At 36.7% G+C, this 14,994-nt stretch carries 17 protein-coding genes; 13 read left to right on the top strand and 4 right to left on the bottom strand.

Features of this window, described 5'->3' with window-relative positions; all coding sequences use genetic code 11:
- Positions 1-6: 6 nt before the first annotated feature.
- Positions 7-648, top strand: a complete 642-nt coding sequence (locus FB551_RS11305) for a uracil-DNA glycosylase (RefSeq protein ID WP_047434047.1) — start codon at positions 7-9, stop codon at positions 646-648.
- On the opposite strand, the gene FB551_RS11300 is transcribed toward FB551_RS11305, so the two are convergent.
- The 3 genes from FB551_RS11300 to FB551_RS11290 all read right to left on the bottom strand — a co-directional run bounded on the left by FB551_RS11300 (position 635) and on the right by FB551_RS11290 (position 2,916).
- On the bottom strand, positions 635-1,144 hold the full coding sequence (locus tag FB551_RS11300) for a hypothetical protein (protein ID WP_142017524.1): 510 nt from the start codon (positions 1,142-1,144) through the stop codon (positions 635-637). The genes FB551_RS11305 and FB551_RS11300 overlap by 14 nt on opposite strands.
- A 16-nt stretch (positions 1,145-1,160) precedes the next feature.
- On the bottom strand, positions 1,161-1,652 hold the full coding sequence (locus FB551_RS11295) for a DUF456 domain-containing protein (RefSeq protein WP_047434041.1): 492 nt from the start codon (positions 1,650-1,652) through the stop codon (positions 1,161-1,163).
- A gap of 79 nt (positions 1,653-1,731) precedes the next feature.
- The gene (locus FB551_RS11290; RefSeq protein WP_226798673.1) at positions 1,732-2,916 is read right to left on the bottom strand and encodes a carboxypeptidase-like regulatory domain-containing protein; all 1,185 of its coding nucleotides are present in this window, start codon (positions 2,914-2,916) and stop codon (positions 1,732-1,734) included.
- Positions 2,917-3,188: 272 nt separating this feature from the next.
- Between FB551_RS11290 and FB551_RS11285 the strand changes: the two genes are divergently transcribed.
- The 10 genes from FB551_RS11285 to FB551_RS11240 all read left to right on the top strand — a co-directional run bounded on the left by FB551_RS11285 (position 3,189) and on the right by FB551_RS11240 (position 12,912).
- Positions 3,189-4,457 (top strand): mechanosensitive ion channel family protein, encoded by a 1,269-nt coding sequence (locus FB551_RS11285; protein ID WP_047434037.1) that lies wholly within the window; start codon positions 3,189-3,191, stop codon positions 4,455-4,457.
- A 172-nt stretch (positions 4,458-4,629) separates the two neighbouring features.
- Complete coding sequence (locus FB551_RS11280; protein ID WP_142017522.1) at positions 4,630-5,349, top strand: pyridoxine 5'-phosphate synthase; 720 nt, start codon at positions 4,630-4,632, stop codon at positions 5,347-5,349.
- A 5-nt stretch (positions 5,350-5,354) separates the two neighbouring features.
- Positions 5,355-6,134 (top strand): alpha/beta fold hydrolase, encoded by a 780-nt coding sequence (locus FB551_RS11275; protein ID WP_226798672.1) that lies wholly within the window; start codon positions 5,355-5,357, stop codon positions 6,132-6,134.
- 116 nt (positions 6,135-6,250) lie between these two features.
- The gene (locus FB551_RS11270) at positions 6,251-6,487 is read left to right on the top strand and encodes a microviridin/marinostatin family tricyclic proteinase inhibitor (RefSeq protein ID WP_047434032.1); all 237 of its coding nucleotides are present in this window, start codon (positions 6,251-6,253) and stop codon (positions 6,485-6,487) included.
- 53 nt (positions 6,488-6,540) lie between these two features.
- Complete coding sequence (locus FB551_RS11265; RefSeq protein ID WP_062674467.1) at positions 6,541-6,765, top strand: microviridin/marinostatin family tricyclic proteinase inhibitor; 225 nt, start codon at positions 6,541-6,543, stop codon at positions 6,763-6,765.
- A gap of 74 nt (positions 6,766-6,839) precedes the next feature.
- Positions 6,840-7,796, top strand: coding sequence for an MvdC family ATP-grasp ribosomal peptide maturase (locus FB551_RS11260; protein ID WP_142017520.1), 957 nt, complete (start codon positions 6,840-6,842; stop codon positions 7,794-7,796).
- Positions 7,789-8,793, top strand: coding sequence for an MvdD family ATP-grasp ribosomal peptide maturase (locus FB551_RS11255; RefSeq protein ID WP_142017519.1), 1,005 nt, complete (start codon positions 7,789-7,791; stop codon positions 8,791-8,793). Before FB551_RS11260 ends, FB551_RS11255 begins: the two co-directional genes overlap by 8 nt.
- Positions 8,794-9,052: 259 nt before the next feature.
- Positions 9,053-10,066, top strand: a complete 1,014-nt coding sequence (locus tag FB551_RS11250; RefSeq protein WP_142017518.1) for an NAD-dependent epimerase/dehydratase family protein — start codon at positions 9,053-9,055, stop codon at positions 10,064-10,066.
- Positions 10,063-11,832: an AMP-dependent synthetase/ligase gene (locus FB551_RS11245; RefSeq protein WP_142017517.1), complete on the top strand. Its 1,770-nt coding sequence runs from the start codon at positions 10,063-10,065 to the stop codon at positions 11,830-11,832. Before FB551_RS11250 ends, FB551_RS11245 begins: the two co-directional genes overlap by 4 nt.
- 21 nt (positions 11,833-11,853) lie before the next feature.
- A complete protein-coding gene (locus FB551_RS11240; protein ID WP_142017516.1) occupies positions 11,854-12,912 on the top strand; it encodes a diphosphomevalonate/mevalonate 3,5-bisphosphate decarboxylase family protein in 1,059 nt (352 codons plus the stop codon).
- Between the two features lie 45 nt (positions 12,913-12,957).
- Here FB551_RS11240 and FB551_RS11235 read toward each other — a convergent pair whose 3' ends face one another.
- Complete coding sequence (locus FB551_RS11235; RefSeq protein WP_142017515.1) at positions 12,958-14,040, bottom strand: endonuclease/exonuclease/phosphatase family protein; 1,083 nt, start codon at positions 14,038-14,040, stop codon at positions 12,958-12,960.
- A 110-nt stretch (positions 14,041-14,150) separates the two neighbouring features.
- Here FB551_RS11235 and FB551_RS11230 point away from each other — a divergent pair, with 110 nt between their 5' ends.
- Positions 14,151-14,591, top strand: a complete 441-nt coding sequence (locus tag FB551_RS11230) for a nuclear transport factor 2 family protein (protein WP_142017514.1) — start codon at positions 14,151-14,153, stop codon at positions 14,589-14,591.
- A gap of 22 nt (positions 14,592-14,613) precedes the next feature.
- Positions 14,614-14,991, top strand: coding sequence for an SMU1112c/YaeR family gloxylase I-like metalloprotein (gene gloA2 / locus FB551_RS11225; RefSeq protein ID WP_142017512.1), 378 nt, complete (start codon positions 14,614-14,616; stop codon positions 14,989-14,991).
- Positions 14,992-14,994: the final 3 nt, after the last annotated feature.

Below are 14,994 nucleotides of genomic sequence, written 5' to 3'. Positions count from 1 at the left end.
TGCATTATGACCTGGACAGAAATTTTAGCCCCGATAAAAAGTACGGAATACTTTACCACCCTTTGGGAGAAAGTGAAGAATGAATATGCAACAACCAAAGTTTTTCCACCCAAAAATCAGATTTTCAGAGCATTGGAGCTTACCGCTTTTGATGATGTTGAAGTGGTGATTATTGGCCAGGATCCTTATCATAATGATTATCAGGCGAATGGTTTGTGTTTCTCTGTTTCTGAACAGGTTGCTGCACCGCCGTCATTAAAGAATATTTTTATTGAACTGAAAGATGACCTGGGAGTGGTAAGAACTTCTAAAGAACTTGATGACTGGGGAAGACAGGGCGTTTTATTGCTGAATGCTACTTTAACGGTTCGTGCTCATTCACCCAATTCTCATAAAGATCTTGGCTGGGAAAAATTTACCAACTTTATTATTAAAGAGATTTCAGATAAAAAAGAGAATGTAGTGTTTGTATTGTGGGGCGCTTTTGCACAAAAAAAAGCCGAACTCATAGATCCGGCTAAACATTTTATTCTGAAATCGGCACACCCATCCCCTTTTTCTGTGTACAGAGGTTTCTTTGGAAGTAAGCCTTTTTCAAAAATTAATGAATATCTTGTTTCCAAAGGGAAGAAGCCTATTTCCTGGTAGAATCAGCAGATGGATCTGCTTTTTTTATCGTAATTCCGATTTTATATTTTCCGGTCAATGCTTTTGCTCCATCCTGAGATTTCGGGTACGGAGCAATATCCTGCAGTGTAATAGTGTAATCATTGAATTCTGTCGACTGATGGTAATTTCTTGCCGGGTAATCTGCGCTGGCGAGGTTCAGAGTCATCGGTCGGGTAGAGGTACCCATTACTTCCACCTGAGCAAGAGCAACTCCCGCCCAGATACAATTGGCTCCTTCAGGACAACGGCTGTCTTCGGAAATCCCTTTGAATGTCACATTCATCTGGTATTCTCTTAAAAACTTATTTTCTCCTTCACTCAGATAGATAACACCGTCTTTCTGGTTATTTGTACCTGCGGATTTTGTACCTGTAGACATTTCAGTAGCTTTTGTAGTAGTCCTGGATTTCTTTTGGGCATCGCATCCTGTTAATGCAAATATTCCCAGACTGAGTATGATAACTTTATGGAACATAGTTTCTTATATTTAATTAAATGACGTTAAACATATTAAGTAATACTACCAAAAACATTGCCACTCCTACCACAAAACTGAATCCGGTTCCATAAATGAATCCAATCAGTGCTCCTTTGGTAGATTGTAAAGCTTTATTCATATCCTTACTGTCGTGAAGCAATTCACCAATAAATACCCCTGCAAACATTCCAATCAGAAATCCCAGCGGAATCGGAATAAAGATCCCTACAATAGTTCCAATAACAGAGCCGATGCTTCCCCAACGTGTACCTCCATATTTTCTGTTGGTCTTTGCCGGAATCACATAGCTTAGCACTACAGAAGCAGCCGTAAGAATTCCGAAGGCCCAGACATAAATCATGGGAAGATCAGCATCTGTCCCGAATTTATAGATCAATAGTCCGCAGATACTTAGTAAAAGACCAGGTAAAACCGGAAGAAAAGTTCCCAATATTCCGATAAATAATAGAATAAGGCAGAAAATATTAATAATTGTTGTATCCATTCGTTAAAAAAATATACATGCAATATAAAAAAAGTGGCCTTATAAAAAGCCACTTTGAGAACTGAGTTATAAAATTTTATTACAAATTTAAGATTACGTATTCCAGAATCGGTCCTGATTTACCGATATTTCCACTGGCGTGGTTATGGAATGTGGTATAGTAGATATTTCCACTGCTGGTAGTTGCTGAGCATGATCCTACATAATCACCATGCGCCTGGTGAGCGTTCCATGCATTCTGATTAATGGTAATGGTAATATTGTTACCATTTGCCGTATGATGGCAGATAGTCATCTGATTATTGTTTAACGATGTCCCCACAGGTGTTTTAGGAGCTGTTGCATTGACATACTTATTGGTTCTTATCATCAATGGTTCATTATCTTTCTGTACCAGTACTTCCCAGAACGAAGGATCATAATGCTGGATTTTTTGCCACAAAGGTTGATCATACTGAATATCTAATGTGCTAAATCCTATTGCTGAAGCCATAGCAGCATTGGAAACGCTGCAGTTGTTATACATTGCACTATTACCATTGGTATTAAAGCATATCTTTGTAAGATCCAGAAAACCTCCATAAACACCACAGTACGGAGCATTTTTATCTCCACCTACCAGATAGGCAGCAGCCCAGTCTGAAGTATAAATACTTCCGCCATTTGTGATAAAAGTAGAGAGATTACTGAAAATAGAAAGATCGTTACTCGGTGTGTTGGTTCCTGAGTAAGTAAAGTTACGTGACCCGCAATTCAGGAAAATAATGTCATATTGAGAAATAGTATTGAAATTTTTTAAATCCTGATATGAAATTTCTGTTGCGACATAACCAAGATTAGTAATAATAGACTCTATTTCATCATAGCTGCCTTCTACATAAGCTATTTTTGCAATCTGATTCAGTTTGGAATCTTTGCTGGCAACACTGGTTGTTTCATCTTTATTAACTGTAATAGGAATTTCAGTTCTGAAATTAAGACCATTACCGGTCTGGATGTGAAGGATTGTATTTCCTTCGGGTGCAGTCAGACTGAATGAGCCATCTGCATTGGAATACGTGTGGTAAACCTGATTTTTACTGTCAATAGTGAATACAGTAGCACCACCAATAGGTTTTGTTCCGTTTTTAGCAAATACTTTGCCTTCTACAGTTCCGGTGGGTACCGTTTTGGAAACTTCCGGGTTTATTGAGTCATCACCGCCTTTACAATTGACTAGCAGTACAAGGCTGCACAGCATGATGAACAGGTAATTTTGTTTCATATTTAATTGGTTTTGATGGGTTTAGTTTTAACCAAATTTAATAAATTTTTAATATTAAAACACTTAAAATGTAATTTATTTTAATATTTTTTACTTAAATCAGTTGTTTGTAGTTAATTTTTCATTTATAATCAAGGGTTGTAGTAGATTTGATATTGTAAAGCCGGATCCATGATTTTATTTTGTACAAAATTTTCCCTTTAATACTTTTTGGGATGAAAATTGATTGTGAATAGTAAAATGATGATTCTTAATTTCATAAATTTGCTGTAATGAATGACCAGTTACAAGAAACCAAAAATTTTATACAAGAGCTTAGTGAGCAGCTGTACCTCTATATCACCCGGATTTCACCAACCGGGCTGGACTGGGTTTTTCATATTATTGTAAAACTGAGCTTACTTCTTGTTCTGTTTTTTATTACTGATTTTGTTTTTAAATTCATCATTAATTCTGTCTTCAGGTTATTTCATAATGAAGAGAAATTTCCTATTGTAAAATCTATTTATCAGGCCAAAATCACCAACTCCGTAGCTCATTTTGCAGCTTTGATTGCAGTTGCCGGGATTCAGGGATCTATATTTCCGGAAAATGCATTGCCGAAGACTACCATTTTTATTATAAGATGTATCAATCTTGGACTGGTATTGATACTGGCAGGAATGCTCTACAGATCGTTGACAGCTTTCAGAAATTATTTCAGCATCAAACAGGATTTCTATAAGATAATGGCGCTTAATGCCATCTCGGAAACCGTAAAAATCTTAGGACTTTTCATATTTACAGTAGTAGGACTTTGTGTGATTTTCGGGATCAAAGGAACCACTATTGTAGGAAGTCTGGGGGCCATTACAGCTGTTCTGGTATTGGTTTTCAGAGATACTATTCTGGGGTTTGTAACAGGTCTTCATGTTGCCACTTCCAAAAATTTAAAAGTAGGAGATTGGGTAAGTATTCCCAAATACAGCATTGAAGGAAATATCACAGAGATCAACCTTCTGACAACCAAAATTACCAATTTCGATAAAACGGTTTCTACAATTCCAACCTATGATTTGATGACTACTGAGATCAAGAATATGCAGGTGATGTCTGAGTCTAATACCCGAAGAATAAAAAAATCAATCTACTTTAATATCAATTCTTTTAAGTTTCTGACGGACGAAGATGTTGAACGCTTAAAAGAAATAAACCTTATTTCTGATTATCTGGAAGAAAGAACATCAGAGATTAAAAAAGAAAAGGAAAGCCTTGAGCATAAAGATAAAATTGTGAATGGAAGGCAGCTTACGAATATCGGTGTTTTCAGGTATTATGCACAGAAATATATTGAAAATGATCCCGATATCGATAAAAACGGAACCAGAATGGTTCGTCAGCTGGATATTACCCCGCAAGGGTTACCTCTTGAAGTATATTGCTTTGCCAATGATTCCAAATGGGAGCGTTTCGAGCAGATACAGGCAGATATTTTTGACCATTTATTAGTGGCTTCAAAAGAATTTGAACTTCAGGTAATGCAGGTCAGTGTGAAAGTATAGAAACAAGAGGCAAAAAGATAAACTGAAGGTTTCATACCTTTTAAACTAATTTTAAATTAAATTTTTAAATGATCATAAATGTGGAAGACCAATAGAAGTACAAAGTCTGGATTTACTTCCGGCTCCATGCTTCCAGCTTCTAACATCTTATATCTAACATCTAAAATAAAAAATGACAAAACTAAGCGTAAACATTAATAAAATTGCGACGTTAAGAAATGCAAGAGGAGGAGAAACCCCAAGTGTTACAGAAGCTGCTGTAAAAATTCAGGAATTCGGAGGACAGGGAATTACCATTCACCCAAGACCTGATGAAAGGCATATCACAAGAAAAGATGTCTATGATCTGAAGCCGTTGGTTACGACTGAGTTTAATATTGAAGGAAATCCTCATCAGGATTTTATTGACATGGTATTGGAAGTGAAGCCTGAACAGGTGACTCTTGTACCGGATGCTGATGATGCTATTACATCCAATGCAGGTTGGGATACCAGAAAACATCTTGATTACCTTACAGACATCATTGCAGAATTTAAAAAAGCAGGAATCCGTACATCCATTTTCCTGGATCCTCTGCCGGAGCTTGTAGAATATGCTGCCAAAACAGGCGCAGACAGAATTGAATTATATACAGAAGCTTACGCAAAAAATTATCTCATCAATAAAGAACAGGCCATAAAGCCTTACTACGATACAGCTGTGGAAGCTACCAATTTCGGATTGGGAATCAATGCCGGACACGATCTTAGTTTAGAAAATCTGAAATATTTTGCTGATACTATTCCGAATCTCTTGGAAGTATCTATCGGCCATGCTTTGGTATCAGAAGCGCTTTATATGGGATTGGAAAATACGGTTCAGGCTTATTTGAAGAGACTGGCAAAATGGTAAAAAATATGGAAATTTTAAACTCAAAAATATTCGGCGAAAATCTAACCAATACGCCGCTTCTTGTATTTCACGGACTGTTCGGAATGCTCGATAACTGGGGAAGTTTTGGAAAAGATCTGGGAGAATATCTTCCGGTACATCTTATCGACCTTAGAAACCATGGCAGAAGCTTTCATTCGGAAAGCATGTCTCATGATGATCTGGCAGATGATATTGCCCGTTATATGGACCATTATGGTATTCAGAAAGCTCATGTTCTGGGACATTCATTAGGAGGAAAAGCAGTCATGCAGTTTGCTGTAAAATACCCTGAGCGTGTTGAAAAGCTGATTGTTGTGGATATTTCACCTAAAGCATATCCGCCGCATCATCAGGGGATCATCAAAGCGCTGGAAACGGTTGATTTTAATACGGTAACTTCAAGAAATGAAGTAGAAGCTGTTCTGAATCAATATATTCCGGAAAGATCTACGGTGCAGTTTTTAACGAAAAACCTGTATTGGGATGACAATAAAAAACTGGGCTGGAGATTTAATCTTAAAACGTTATCTGAAAAATATACGGAATTTGTATCCAATGCAATTAAATTCGGAGTTTTTGAAGGAGATACATTGTTTATAGCCGGATCAAAATCTAATTACATTCTACCACAGGATGAATTCGGGATCAAGCAGCAGTTTCCTAAAGCTAAAATAGTAACGGTACAGAATGCAGGACATTGGGTGCAGGCAGAAAATCCGGTTGATTTCGCAAATGTTGTCAAGCAGTTTCTTGGTTTGAATTAATTTTATCCTTGTATTTTTGATATTATGTTAAATTTTTATTAAAACGTAATATTATTTCTCCATGATTTGAATTTTTTGTACTTTGGATTTTCAAAAAACAATAAAAATATTAACTTATGGAAAACAAAAATTCAAAAAAGAAGCCATTTTTTGCGTCATTCTTAGAAAAACAGGTTAAAGACCCTGAAACAGTAAAAGGAGGAGGTATTACTTCTGTATTGGCAGATCAGATTACTACATCTCTTCAGGATCAGATCACGACTCCTATTAGGGATAATGTTACAAAGCCTGACAATGACAATGTAACAATGAAATATCCTTCTGACGGTGATGAGGATGTTTTAGAAGCATAAGAAATATAACACAGCTTAAGCTCAATTATATATCAAACCAAAACTAAAACATTATGAAAAGCAACAACTCAAAGAAAAAGCCGTTTTTCGCATCATTCTTGGAAAAACAGGTAAAAGATCCGGAAACGGTAAAAGGAGGAAGTGATATCACCCTTGCTGAAAGAGATTTGATCACAAAGCCAGCAATAGATACCGTAACTTCTCCAAAAGACGATATGATGCACACGCTGAAATATCCTTCTGACGGTGATGATGATACAATCACTCTTCCACTGTAAAATCAGAAAGAATATTTAATAAAATAGTAGGGGAAACTTAAATAATAAGTTTCCCTTTTTAATAACACCGGCAAATGATTCTCTGCATCACTCATTCACAGGATTTTTATAATATTGATCTCTTTTTCGAATACCTGAACTCTCAAAATATTCCTTATTTCAGATTGAATTCTGACCGCCTGAATCACCTTCAGAAAATCAGTATTCATGAGGATTCATTTGAATTGACGGATGAGCAGGGAAATACGATCCATTCCGACACTATAAAAGGTGTATGGCACAGGAAGGCCTGGAGGATCACTGCTCCCGAAGATCTGGATCAGGATTACGAAAAAATCTTTCTCAACGAGTATGGTAGCCTTCGGTATAACCTGATGACCGCTTTAGAACATATTCCCTGGATCAACCCTTATGAAATTGAAAAAAAAATAGATGGAAATAAAATATTTCAGCTGAAAATTGCACAAAGAAATAACTTAACCATTCCCAAAACCATTTTTTCCAATGATGAAGAAAAAATAACAACATTTTTCCATCAGTACTGCCAGGGAAAAGCCATTGCAAAGCTTCACGGAGTTACAGCAAAAACAATGTCAGGAGAAAACATGATTTCCACTACAGTCATTGAGGAAGAGTCTCTGGAACACCTTTCAGATATTGCTTACTGTCCGATGATTTTTCAACCCTACATCGACAAAGAATACGAATTACGAATTGTGTATGTAGACGGTGAGTTCTTCACAGGAAAAATCAATAACAGTGAAAATGCAGACTGGAGAGTAGCTCGTGACGGCTATTTCTGGGAAGCTTATGAACTACCTGATGCTGTAAAAGCCAATCTTACTTCCATGATGAAAGAAATGGGACTTTATATCGGGGCGATCGATATGATCAAAGGAAGAGACGGAAAATATTATTTCCTTGAAGTCAATCCACAGGGAGAGTGGGGAATGCTTCAGAAAGAGCTGGGATTTCCCATCGCAGAAAGAATTGCCGACAACCTTATCAAAAGAATTAATTTCCATGAATAAAATTTTAATTATCACCCATACCGCAGATAACTTTTCCATCGAAAAAGTAACAGAATACATTGAAAAAAATAATTGTGAAGTTATTCGCTTTGATGTAGATGTTTATCCGTTACAAAACAAACTATCCACTATTTTCCAGGATGGAGAATGGGTAAGTTACCTTGAGACTCCTGAAACAAAACATCGTTTGGACGATATTTCTGCCATCTGGTACAGAAGAGCTTATAACATCGGAAAAGGCTTAAAGGAAGAAATGGACTCTAAATTTTACGGTGCGGCTATGGGAGAAATCAGAAATACCCTTTTTGGTTTCTTTGAATCTGTGGATGCTTATTCTTTAGGAAAGCCAAGTGTTTACAGAAGACTCGACAGCAAAGAAGAACAGTTGAAAATTGCAGATAAATTAGGGCTGACCATTCCTGCGACCTGCCTTACCAATAACCCTGATGAGGCAAGGAAATTTATTATAAAACATCAAAATGTGGTGGCTAAAATGCAAACCGGTTTTGCTATTTATGAAGACGGTGTTGAAAATGTAGTGTTTACAAACTTTGTGGGCGAAGATAAACTTGAGGAGCTGGATTCATTATTGTACTGTCCTATGCAGTTTCAGCAGATGATTCAGAAGAAAAAAGAGCTTCGTATTACCATTGTGGGAAGAGATGTGTATGCATTCGAAATAGATTCCCAACAGTCTGAGGATGCCAAAGTAGACTGGAGAAAAGACGGCGTTAATCTTATTGATAAATGGAACAGAACAGAACTTCCGGCAGATGTGGAAGCAAAACTGCTTGAATTGCTTGATATTTATAATGTAGATTATGGCGCTATAGATATGATTGTTTCTCCTGAAGACGAATATTATTTTATCGAAATCAATGCGGCAGGAGAATTCTTCTGGCTGGATAATCTTACAGAAGGAAACCTTATTTCTAAAAGCATTGCAGATGTTCTCTGTGATAAAGCTCCAAGAAGGAATAATGAGGTAATGGCTTAAGCTGTAAAGAATATTAAAATATAAAAAGTCCTGAAAGTTATCAATTCTTTCAGGACTTTTAAGTTGGATAATCTGTTGGAATTAAAATTTTCCGTTTTGTTGTAGTCAGAATGATAATATTGGTTAAATTAAGTTGAATTATGCTTTAAAAATCGCAAATTTGCAAAAACGGTTTTTCTAAAGAATTTTTACCGATCCGGAAGAATTGCCGGATAGAAAATATTGTTATATTTTAGTCAGCAATCAAGTAAAATAATTAATGATTTTTGTAACGGGTGCTACCGGAATTCTGGGAAGAATAATTGTACTGGAACTTCTTAAAAGAGGTAAAAATGTACGTGCTTCCAAAAGACCTGGCAGCAATTTAAACGAAGTAAAGCATTCATACAGCTTTTATACGGAGAATCCTGACGATTTTTTCAATAAAATTGAATGGATCAACGTAGATTTTGATGATCTCGATTCTTTAAAAACTGCACTGCAAGGTGTAGATGAGGTGTATCACTGTGCTGCAAAAGTGAGTTTTCATCCGAAAGATGAAAAAGAAATGTACCATACCAACATCAAGGGTACAGAAAATCTTTTGTTTGCCTGTGAAGGATCAGATGTTAAAAAATTTCTCCATGTAAGTTCTGTTGCCGTTCTGGATAATTTTAATGAAAAAGGAGAACTGGACGAAGATTCTGACTTTAATCCGAAACTGGAACACTCTGCATACGCTATTTCTAAACATTTATCAGAAATGGAAGCCTGGAGAGCGTCAGCAGAAGGCCTGAATATGGTGATCATCAATCCTGGAATGATTATAGGAAGCGGAAACTGGAGCCAAAGCAGCGGTGAGCTTTTTTCAACCTTCGAAGACAACAGTTTTACCTTTTCAGGAGGTTCTGCTTATGTTGATGTAAGGGATGTAGCCAATACTGCCATCGGACTGATGGAAAATAATCTTTTCGGAGAACGCTTTATCATTGTTGCTGAAAATAACAGATATGCAGACCTTGCCAGACAGGTAAGAACCCGATTGGGACTTAAAGATGCCAGAATTCTTTCCCAATCTGTACTCAATATCGGAAGAATAGCCAACGCTCTATTCGGATGGCTGATTCCAAAACTGAAAATGGTCACCAAATCAAATATTGAGGCCATCTCTTCATTCAACACCATTTCCAATCACAAAGTCAAAGAAAAACTGAACTATCAGTTTATTCCTGTAAGAGAAAGCATAGACTTTCACCTGAACAATTATATTAACGACAAAAAGCTGAAGAAATGAATCTTGCAGAGGCAATTATCCTTAAAAATGTAGAAAAACATCCTATAAAAGCAGCCATCGGATTTAAAAAGAAAGAGGGAGCATGGAAAGAGCTGAGCTGGAAAAAATTCAGTGAGATTATTTTTAAAACAGCCAATGCTTTAAAAGAATCCGGAGTTCAGGAGAATGACAGAGTCGCTATTTATTCAGATAATTCATCAGAATGGATGATCATGGATCTTGCTTCTCTGGCGATTGGTGCTGTTACTGTGCCTATTTATTCTACCAATAATGCTGAGCAGGCAGAACATATCATCAACGATTCCGGAGCTAAAGCAGTTTTAGTAGGAAATCAGATGCAGTATGATGCCTGTCTTGAGTTTTTACATAAAGAAGAAAATAATCTGGAAACTATTATTGTTTCCAAAAAAGCAGTGTGGATCAAGAAAGAATTCAACAGTTTTTATCTTGAAGATTTTATTGCAAAAGCTTCATCTGAGCTTGAGATCTGTCAGAAAGAAAATGATGATACAGCCACATTGATCTATACTTCCGGAACTACCGGAATTCCTAAGGGAGTGATGCTTACCCATGGAAATTTCATTAAGGCATTCGATTCACACTTTGAGTTTTTTAAGTTTAAAAACTTTGAAGAAGAACTTTCATTAGCATTCTTACCTTTAAGCCATGTGTTTGAAAGAAGCTGGAGCTTACTTTGTTTATACGGAGGAGCCCGTGTGTATTTCCTTGAAGATCCTAAAAATGTAGCCAAGGCACTGGAAGAAATTAAACCTACTGCCATGTGTGCCGTACCAAGATTTTTCCAGAAAGTATATGCCGGAGTTCTTGAAAAAGCGGAAGAAGGGTCATCATTGAAGAAAAAGATCTTCGACTGGGCACTTAAAACCGGATGGGAAACCGCAGAATTAAGAAGAAATGAAAAACCGGTTCCTTTTGGATTAAAATTCAAAGAATCTGTAGCTGATATGCTGGTTTTCAGTAAAATTAAAAATAAAATGGGTGGAAGACTGTGGTTCCTGCCTTGTGGTGGAGCTTCATTATCACCGGAAGTTACCCGTTTCTTTGAATCAGTAGGAATTCACGTGACTGTTGGCTATGGATTAACGGAAACTACTGCAACATTAACGCTTTTCCCTTTAACTCACTTTGAGCATGGAACCAGCGGAAAACCTCTTCCGGGAGTTGAAATGCGTATCGGAGAAAACGATGAGATTCAGGCCAAAGGTAACGGAATCATGAAAGGCTATTACAATAAGCCTGAAGAAACCCGCAAAGTATTCACAGAAGACGGATGGTTCAAAACTGGCGATGCAGGAAAGTTTGATGACAAAGGGAACCTGATCATTACAGACAGAATCAAAGATCTGATGAAGACTTCCAACGGAAAATACATTGCTCCGCAACAGATCGAAAACCTTTTGACCAACAATAATTTTATCCAGCAGATTATGCTGATTGCAGAAGGCAGACAGTTTGTTTCAGCATTGATTGTCCCTAATTTTGAGTTTTTACAGGATTATATTAAGAAAAATAATATTCCGTTTACCAATTGGGAAGATGTAGTAAAAAATGAAAAGATCATCAACCTTTATAAAGAGAAGATTAAAGAATTACAGAACCATTTGGCAGACTATGAAAAAGTGAAGAAATTCACTTTGATGCCAGCAGAATTTGACATCAATACAGGAGAAATTACTCCGACTTTGAAGGTCAAAAGAAATGTAGTGATCAAAAAATACGCAGATATTATAGAGAAAATGTACTAAGCGGTACACTTAAATCAGACTATGACGACACAAGATTTTATAGGAAAAGAAAATTTCACCATTCATACCCAAACGGTTTCAGAAAGCTGCCCGTCTAATATTGCCCTGATTAAATACTGGGGGAAATATGCTGATCAGATTCCTGCTAACCCAAGCATCAGCTACACGTTAAACCATTGTAAGACCAATACTTCAATGGAGTTTTATGCGAATGAGACTTTTTCAGTGCAGACTTTCCTGGCTGGAAACGAAGAAGTGAAATTTGCCGAAAAAATTGAAAAATATTTCAGAAATATAGAGCAGTATCTTCCATGGATTTTAAAAGGGAAGTATGTTATCAGAACAGAGAATACATTCCCGCATAGTTCAGGAATTGCAAGCTCTGCTTCAGGATTTGGAGCGATTGCAAAATGTCTGATGGCGTTGGATGCTTCATTTACGGGAAAAACTTCTGAAGAAGAATCTTTGAGAAAAGCTTCATTTTTAGCAAGATTGGGAAGTGGAAGCGCATGCCGAAGCTTATATAATGGTCTTGTTGTATGGGGAGAAACTGGTGAGGTAGAAGGAAGTTCAGATTTGTTCGGGGTACAGTATTCCGATACAGAAATTCATGAAGTTTTCAAAAATTTTAATGACTGGGTTTTATTGATCCATGAAGGACAGAAAAGTGTTTCTTCAACAGTAGGACACGGTCTGATGAAGACCAATCCTTATGCAGAAAGAAGATTTCAGGAAGCAAGAGAAAACTTTGTTCCCATGAAAGAAATCCTGAAAAACGGAGATATGGAAAGCTTTATCAAGCTGGTAGAACATGAAGCACTTACACTGCATGCGATGATGATGATGAGCGATCCGGCTTTTATCCTGATGAAAACAGGTACTTTGGAAGTCATCAACAAAATCTGGGATTTCAGAAGAGAGACCGGACTTCCTTTATTCTTTACGCTGGATGCAGGAGCTAATGTTCATCTTCTCTTCCCGAACAATGGCTCTGGAGAACAGATTAAAACTTTCATCGAAGCTGAATTATTACAGCACACCCAGAAAAATGGAGTAGTGAAGGATATAATGAAATTTTAAAATTAAATAATATTCAATACGAGTGGGCTTTAGCCCACTTTTTTATTAATCTTCAGTAACCACAGTTTCACGTTCGCCATCTTCTTTCTTTCCTTCCTCGATCATGATTTCGGCTTCTGCTGTCTCTTCGGAAGTTGCTGTTTCAATCAAATCTTCCTGCTCATCATTGTGATGGTCTATAAAAAACTCGCAGTATACCGGAAGGTGGTCCGATCCAAAATTTTCCAATGTCTTCAGCTGTTTAATAAAAATATCTTCACTATGAAACATCAGATCGATAGGAAATCTTAAAAGACGGTATTTCGCATGGAAGGTAGAAACGAAAGAGTGCCCGACCCTCGGATCTATCAGATGGCTTGTTTTTCTGAAAAGTACAGATGATCTTGACCATGCAACATTATTAAAGTCTCCTACAACAATAACAGGTTTTTTGATGTCTTTTACACGCTGGGCAGTACTTAAAAGATCACCATCTCTTTCCTTTGAAGTCTCCTCTTCCGTAGGACTTGGCGGCGGCGGGTGAACCCCGAAGAAAACAAAAGAAAAACCATCAGTAGTTTTCAGATGGACCTCAATACTCGGGATATCATCAGCCACAAAATAATGGGTTTTCGCTTCCTTAATCTCCACTCTTGAATAAAAATGCATGCCGTAGGTGTTTTCAAGAGTCACTTTGTGCTGGTAACCATATTCTTTTTCTAAAGGTCTCATTGCTTTCTCCCAGTCACTGTTGCTTTCCATAGTCATGAAAAAATCAGGGTTATGCTTTTTAACAAGCCCGATGAATTTCTCATACTCTTTATTGAACTGATATACATTGGCAGAAATAAAATGCAGTTTATCAGAAGATTTGTAGCGTTGTCTATGCTTTTTTACAGGATAGAAGCGGGTGTATCTGATCAGTGTTTGGCCGTGATAAATAAACATGACCAGCAGAAGTCCCTGATAATACCAGAAATATTCTGTAGAATCTGTAAAAAATCCTAATAAAAAAGTAAAGAATATAAGGTAGGTGACCTGTATTTTAGCAAATTCCGGAACCCTGAATATCCAGTGGGAATGCTGTATTTTTGGTAATAATGTCATGACCAGAAGAACTATGGCCAGAGTCAGATAAGTAATCCACATATAAAAAGCTCTGAAATAATTTTGACCACAATTTAAGGAAAATGAATTTTAAAATTTGTTAATCAATTTAAATTTTATTTTATCTATTTTTAATTATCTAAATCTATACTATGAATAAAATAATAATATTTCTTGTTCTGATCAGTATTTCTTGCTTCGGGCAGCAGAGTAAAGATATTGAAAAACCTATCCGTAACCTTTTCCTTGGCATGAAAAATGCAGATTCTGAGCTTGTAAGATCAGCTTTTGCAGAGAATGCAGTACTTCAGACCATCACTAAAGATGGTATGGTAAAAAGTGACAGCATACAGGATTTTGTTGCTTCGGTTTCCAAATTTACAAAAGGAGATCTGGATGAAAGAATTACAGTAGAAGCTGTGCATACGGATGGAAATCTGGCAAGTGTATTCACTCCTTATTCTTTTTATTTAAAAGGAAAATTATCACATTGCGGTGCTAATAGTTTTCAGTTGGTAAAGCAGAATAATGAATGGAAGATTCAGTACATTATTGATACAAGAAGAAAGGATAACTGTAAAGAAATACAATAATAAAAGTAATTTAAATATAAAAATGAAGATTCACCATATTGCAATCATATGTTCAGATTATGCCGTTTCAAAGAAATTTTATACGGAAATTTTAGATCTCAATATCATCCGTGAAGTTTACCGGGAGGAAAGACAATCCTATAAACTTGATCTGGCAATTGGAGATCATTATGTGATTGAGCTGTTTTCTTTTCCCCATCCTCCACAACGACCATCAAGACCTGAAGCATGTGGTTTAAGGCATCTTGCCTTTTCCGTTGAAAATGTTGCAGAAAAAAGAAATGAACTGATCAGAAAAGGATTAAACTGTGAAGATATCCGAATAGATGAATTCACAGGAAAAGAATTTTTCTTTACCCAGGATCCCGATCAGCTGCCGTTAGAGTTTTATGAAATGTAAAAA

Origin of the sequence: Chryseobacterium aquifrigidense, assembly GCF_006716485.1 — a bacterium.
Lineage (GTDB): Bacteria > Bacteroidota > Bacteroidia > Flavobacteriales > Weeksellaceae > Chryseobacterium > Chryseobacterium vietnamense.
The sequence above is the reverse complement of the archived record's forward strand: the minus strand, read 5'-3'. Positions and strand labels throughout refer to the sequence as shown.

Coding starts and splice junctions, on each gene's coding strand:
- FB551_RS11305 (WP_047434047.1), top strand. CDS start 7: ATGACCTGGACAGAAATTTTAGCCCCGATAAAAAGTACGGAATACTTT.
- FB551_RS11300 (WP_142017524.1), bottom strand. CDS start 1,144: ATGTTCCATAAAGTTATCATACTCAGTCTGGGAATATTTGCATTAACA.
- FB551_RS11295 (WP_047434041.1), bottom strand. CDS start 1,652: ATGGATACAACAATTATTAATATTTTCTGCCTTATTCTATTATTTATC.
- FB551_RS11290 (WP_226798673.1), bottom strand. CDS start 2,916: ATGAAACAAAATTACCTGTTCATCATGCTGTGCAGCCTTGTACTGCTA.
- FB551_RS11285 (WP_047434037.1), top strand. CDS start 3,189: ATGAATGACCAGTTACAAGAAACCAAAAATTTTATACAAGAGCTTAGT.
- FB551_RS11280 (WP_142017522.1), top strand. CDS start 4,630: ATGACAAAACTAAGCGTAAACATTAATAAAATTGCGACGTTAAGAAAT.
- FB551_RS11275 (WP_226798672.1), top strand. CDS start 5,355: ATGGAAATTTTAAACTCAAAAATATTCGGCGAAAATCTAACCAATACG.
- FB551_RS11270 (WP_047434032.1), top strand. CDS start 6,251: ATGGAAAACAAAAATTCAAAAAAGAAGCCATTTTTTGCGTCATTCTTA.
- FB551_RS11265 (WP_062674467.1), top strand. CDS start 6,541: ATGAAAAGCAACAACTCAAAGAAAAAGCCGTTTTTCGCATCATTCTTG.
- FB551_RS11260 (WP_142017520.1), top strand. CDS start 6,840: ATGATTCTCTGCATCACTCATTCACAGGATTTTTATAATATTGATCTC.
- FB551_RS11255 (WP_142017519.1), top strand. CDS start 7,789: ATGAATAAAATTTTAATTATCACCCATACCGCAGATAACTTTTCCATC.
- FB551_RS11250 (WP_142017518.1), top strand. CDS start 9,053: ATGATTTTTGTAACGGGTGCTACCGGAATTCTGGGAAGAATAATTGTA.
- FB551_RS11245 (WP_142017517.1), top strand. CDS start 10,063: ATGAATCTTGCAGAGGCAATTATCCTTAAAAATGTAGAAAAACATCCT.
- FB551_RS11240 (WP_142017516.1), top strand. CDS start 11,854: ATGACGACACAAGATTTTATAGGAAAAGAAAATTTCACCATTCATACC.
- FB551_RS11235 (WP_142017515.1), bottom strand. CDS start 14,040: ATGTGGATTACTTATCTGACTCTGGCCATAGTTCTTCTGGTCATGACA.
- FB551_RS11230 (WP_142017514.1), top strand. CDS start 14,151: ATGAATAAAATAATAATATTTCTTGTTCTGATCAGTATTTCTTGCTTC.
- gloA2 (WP_142017512.1), top strand. CDS start 14,614: ATGAAGATTCACCATATTGCAATCATATGTTCAGATTATGCCGTTTCA.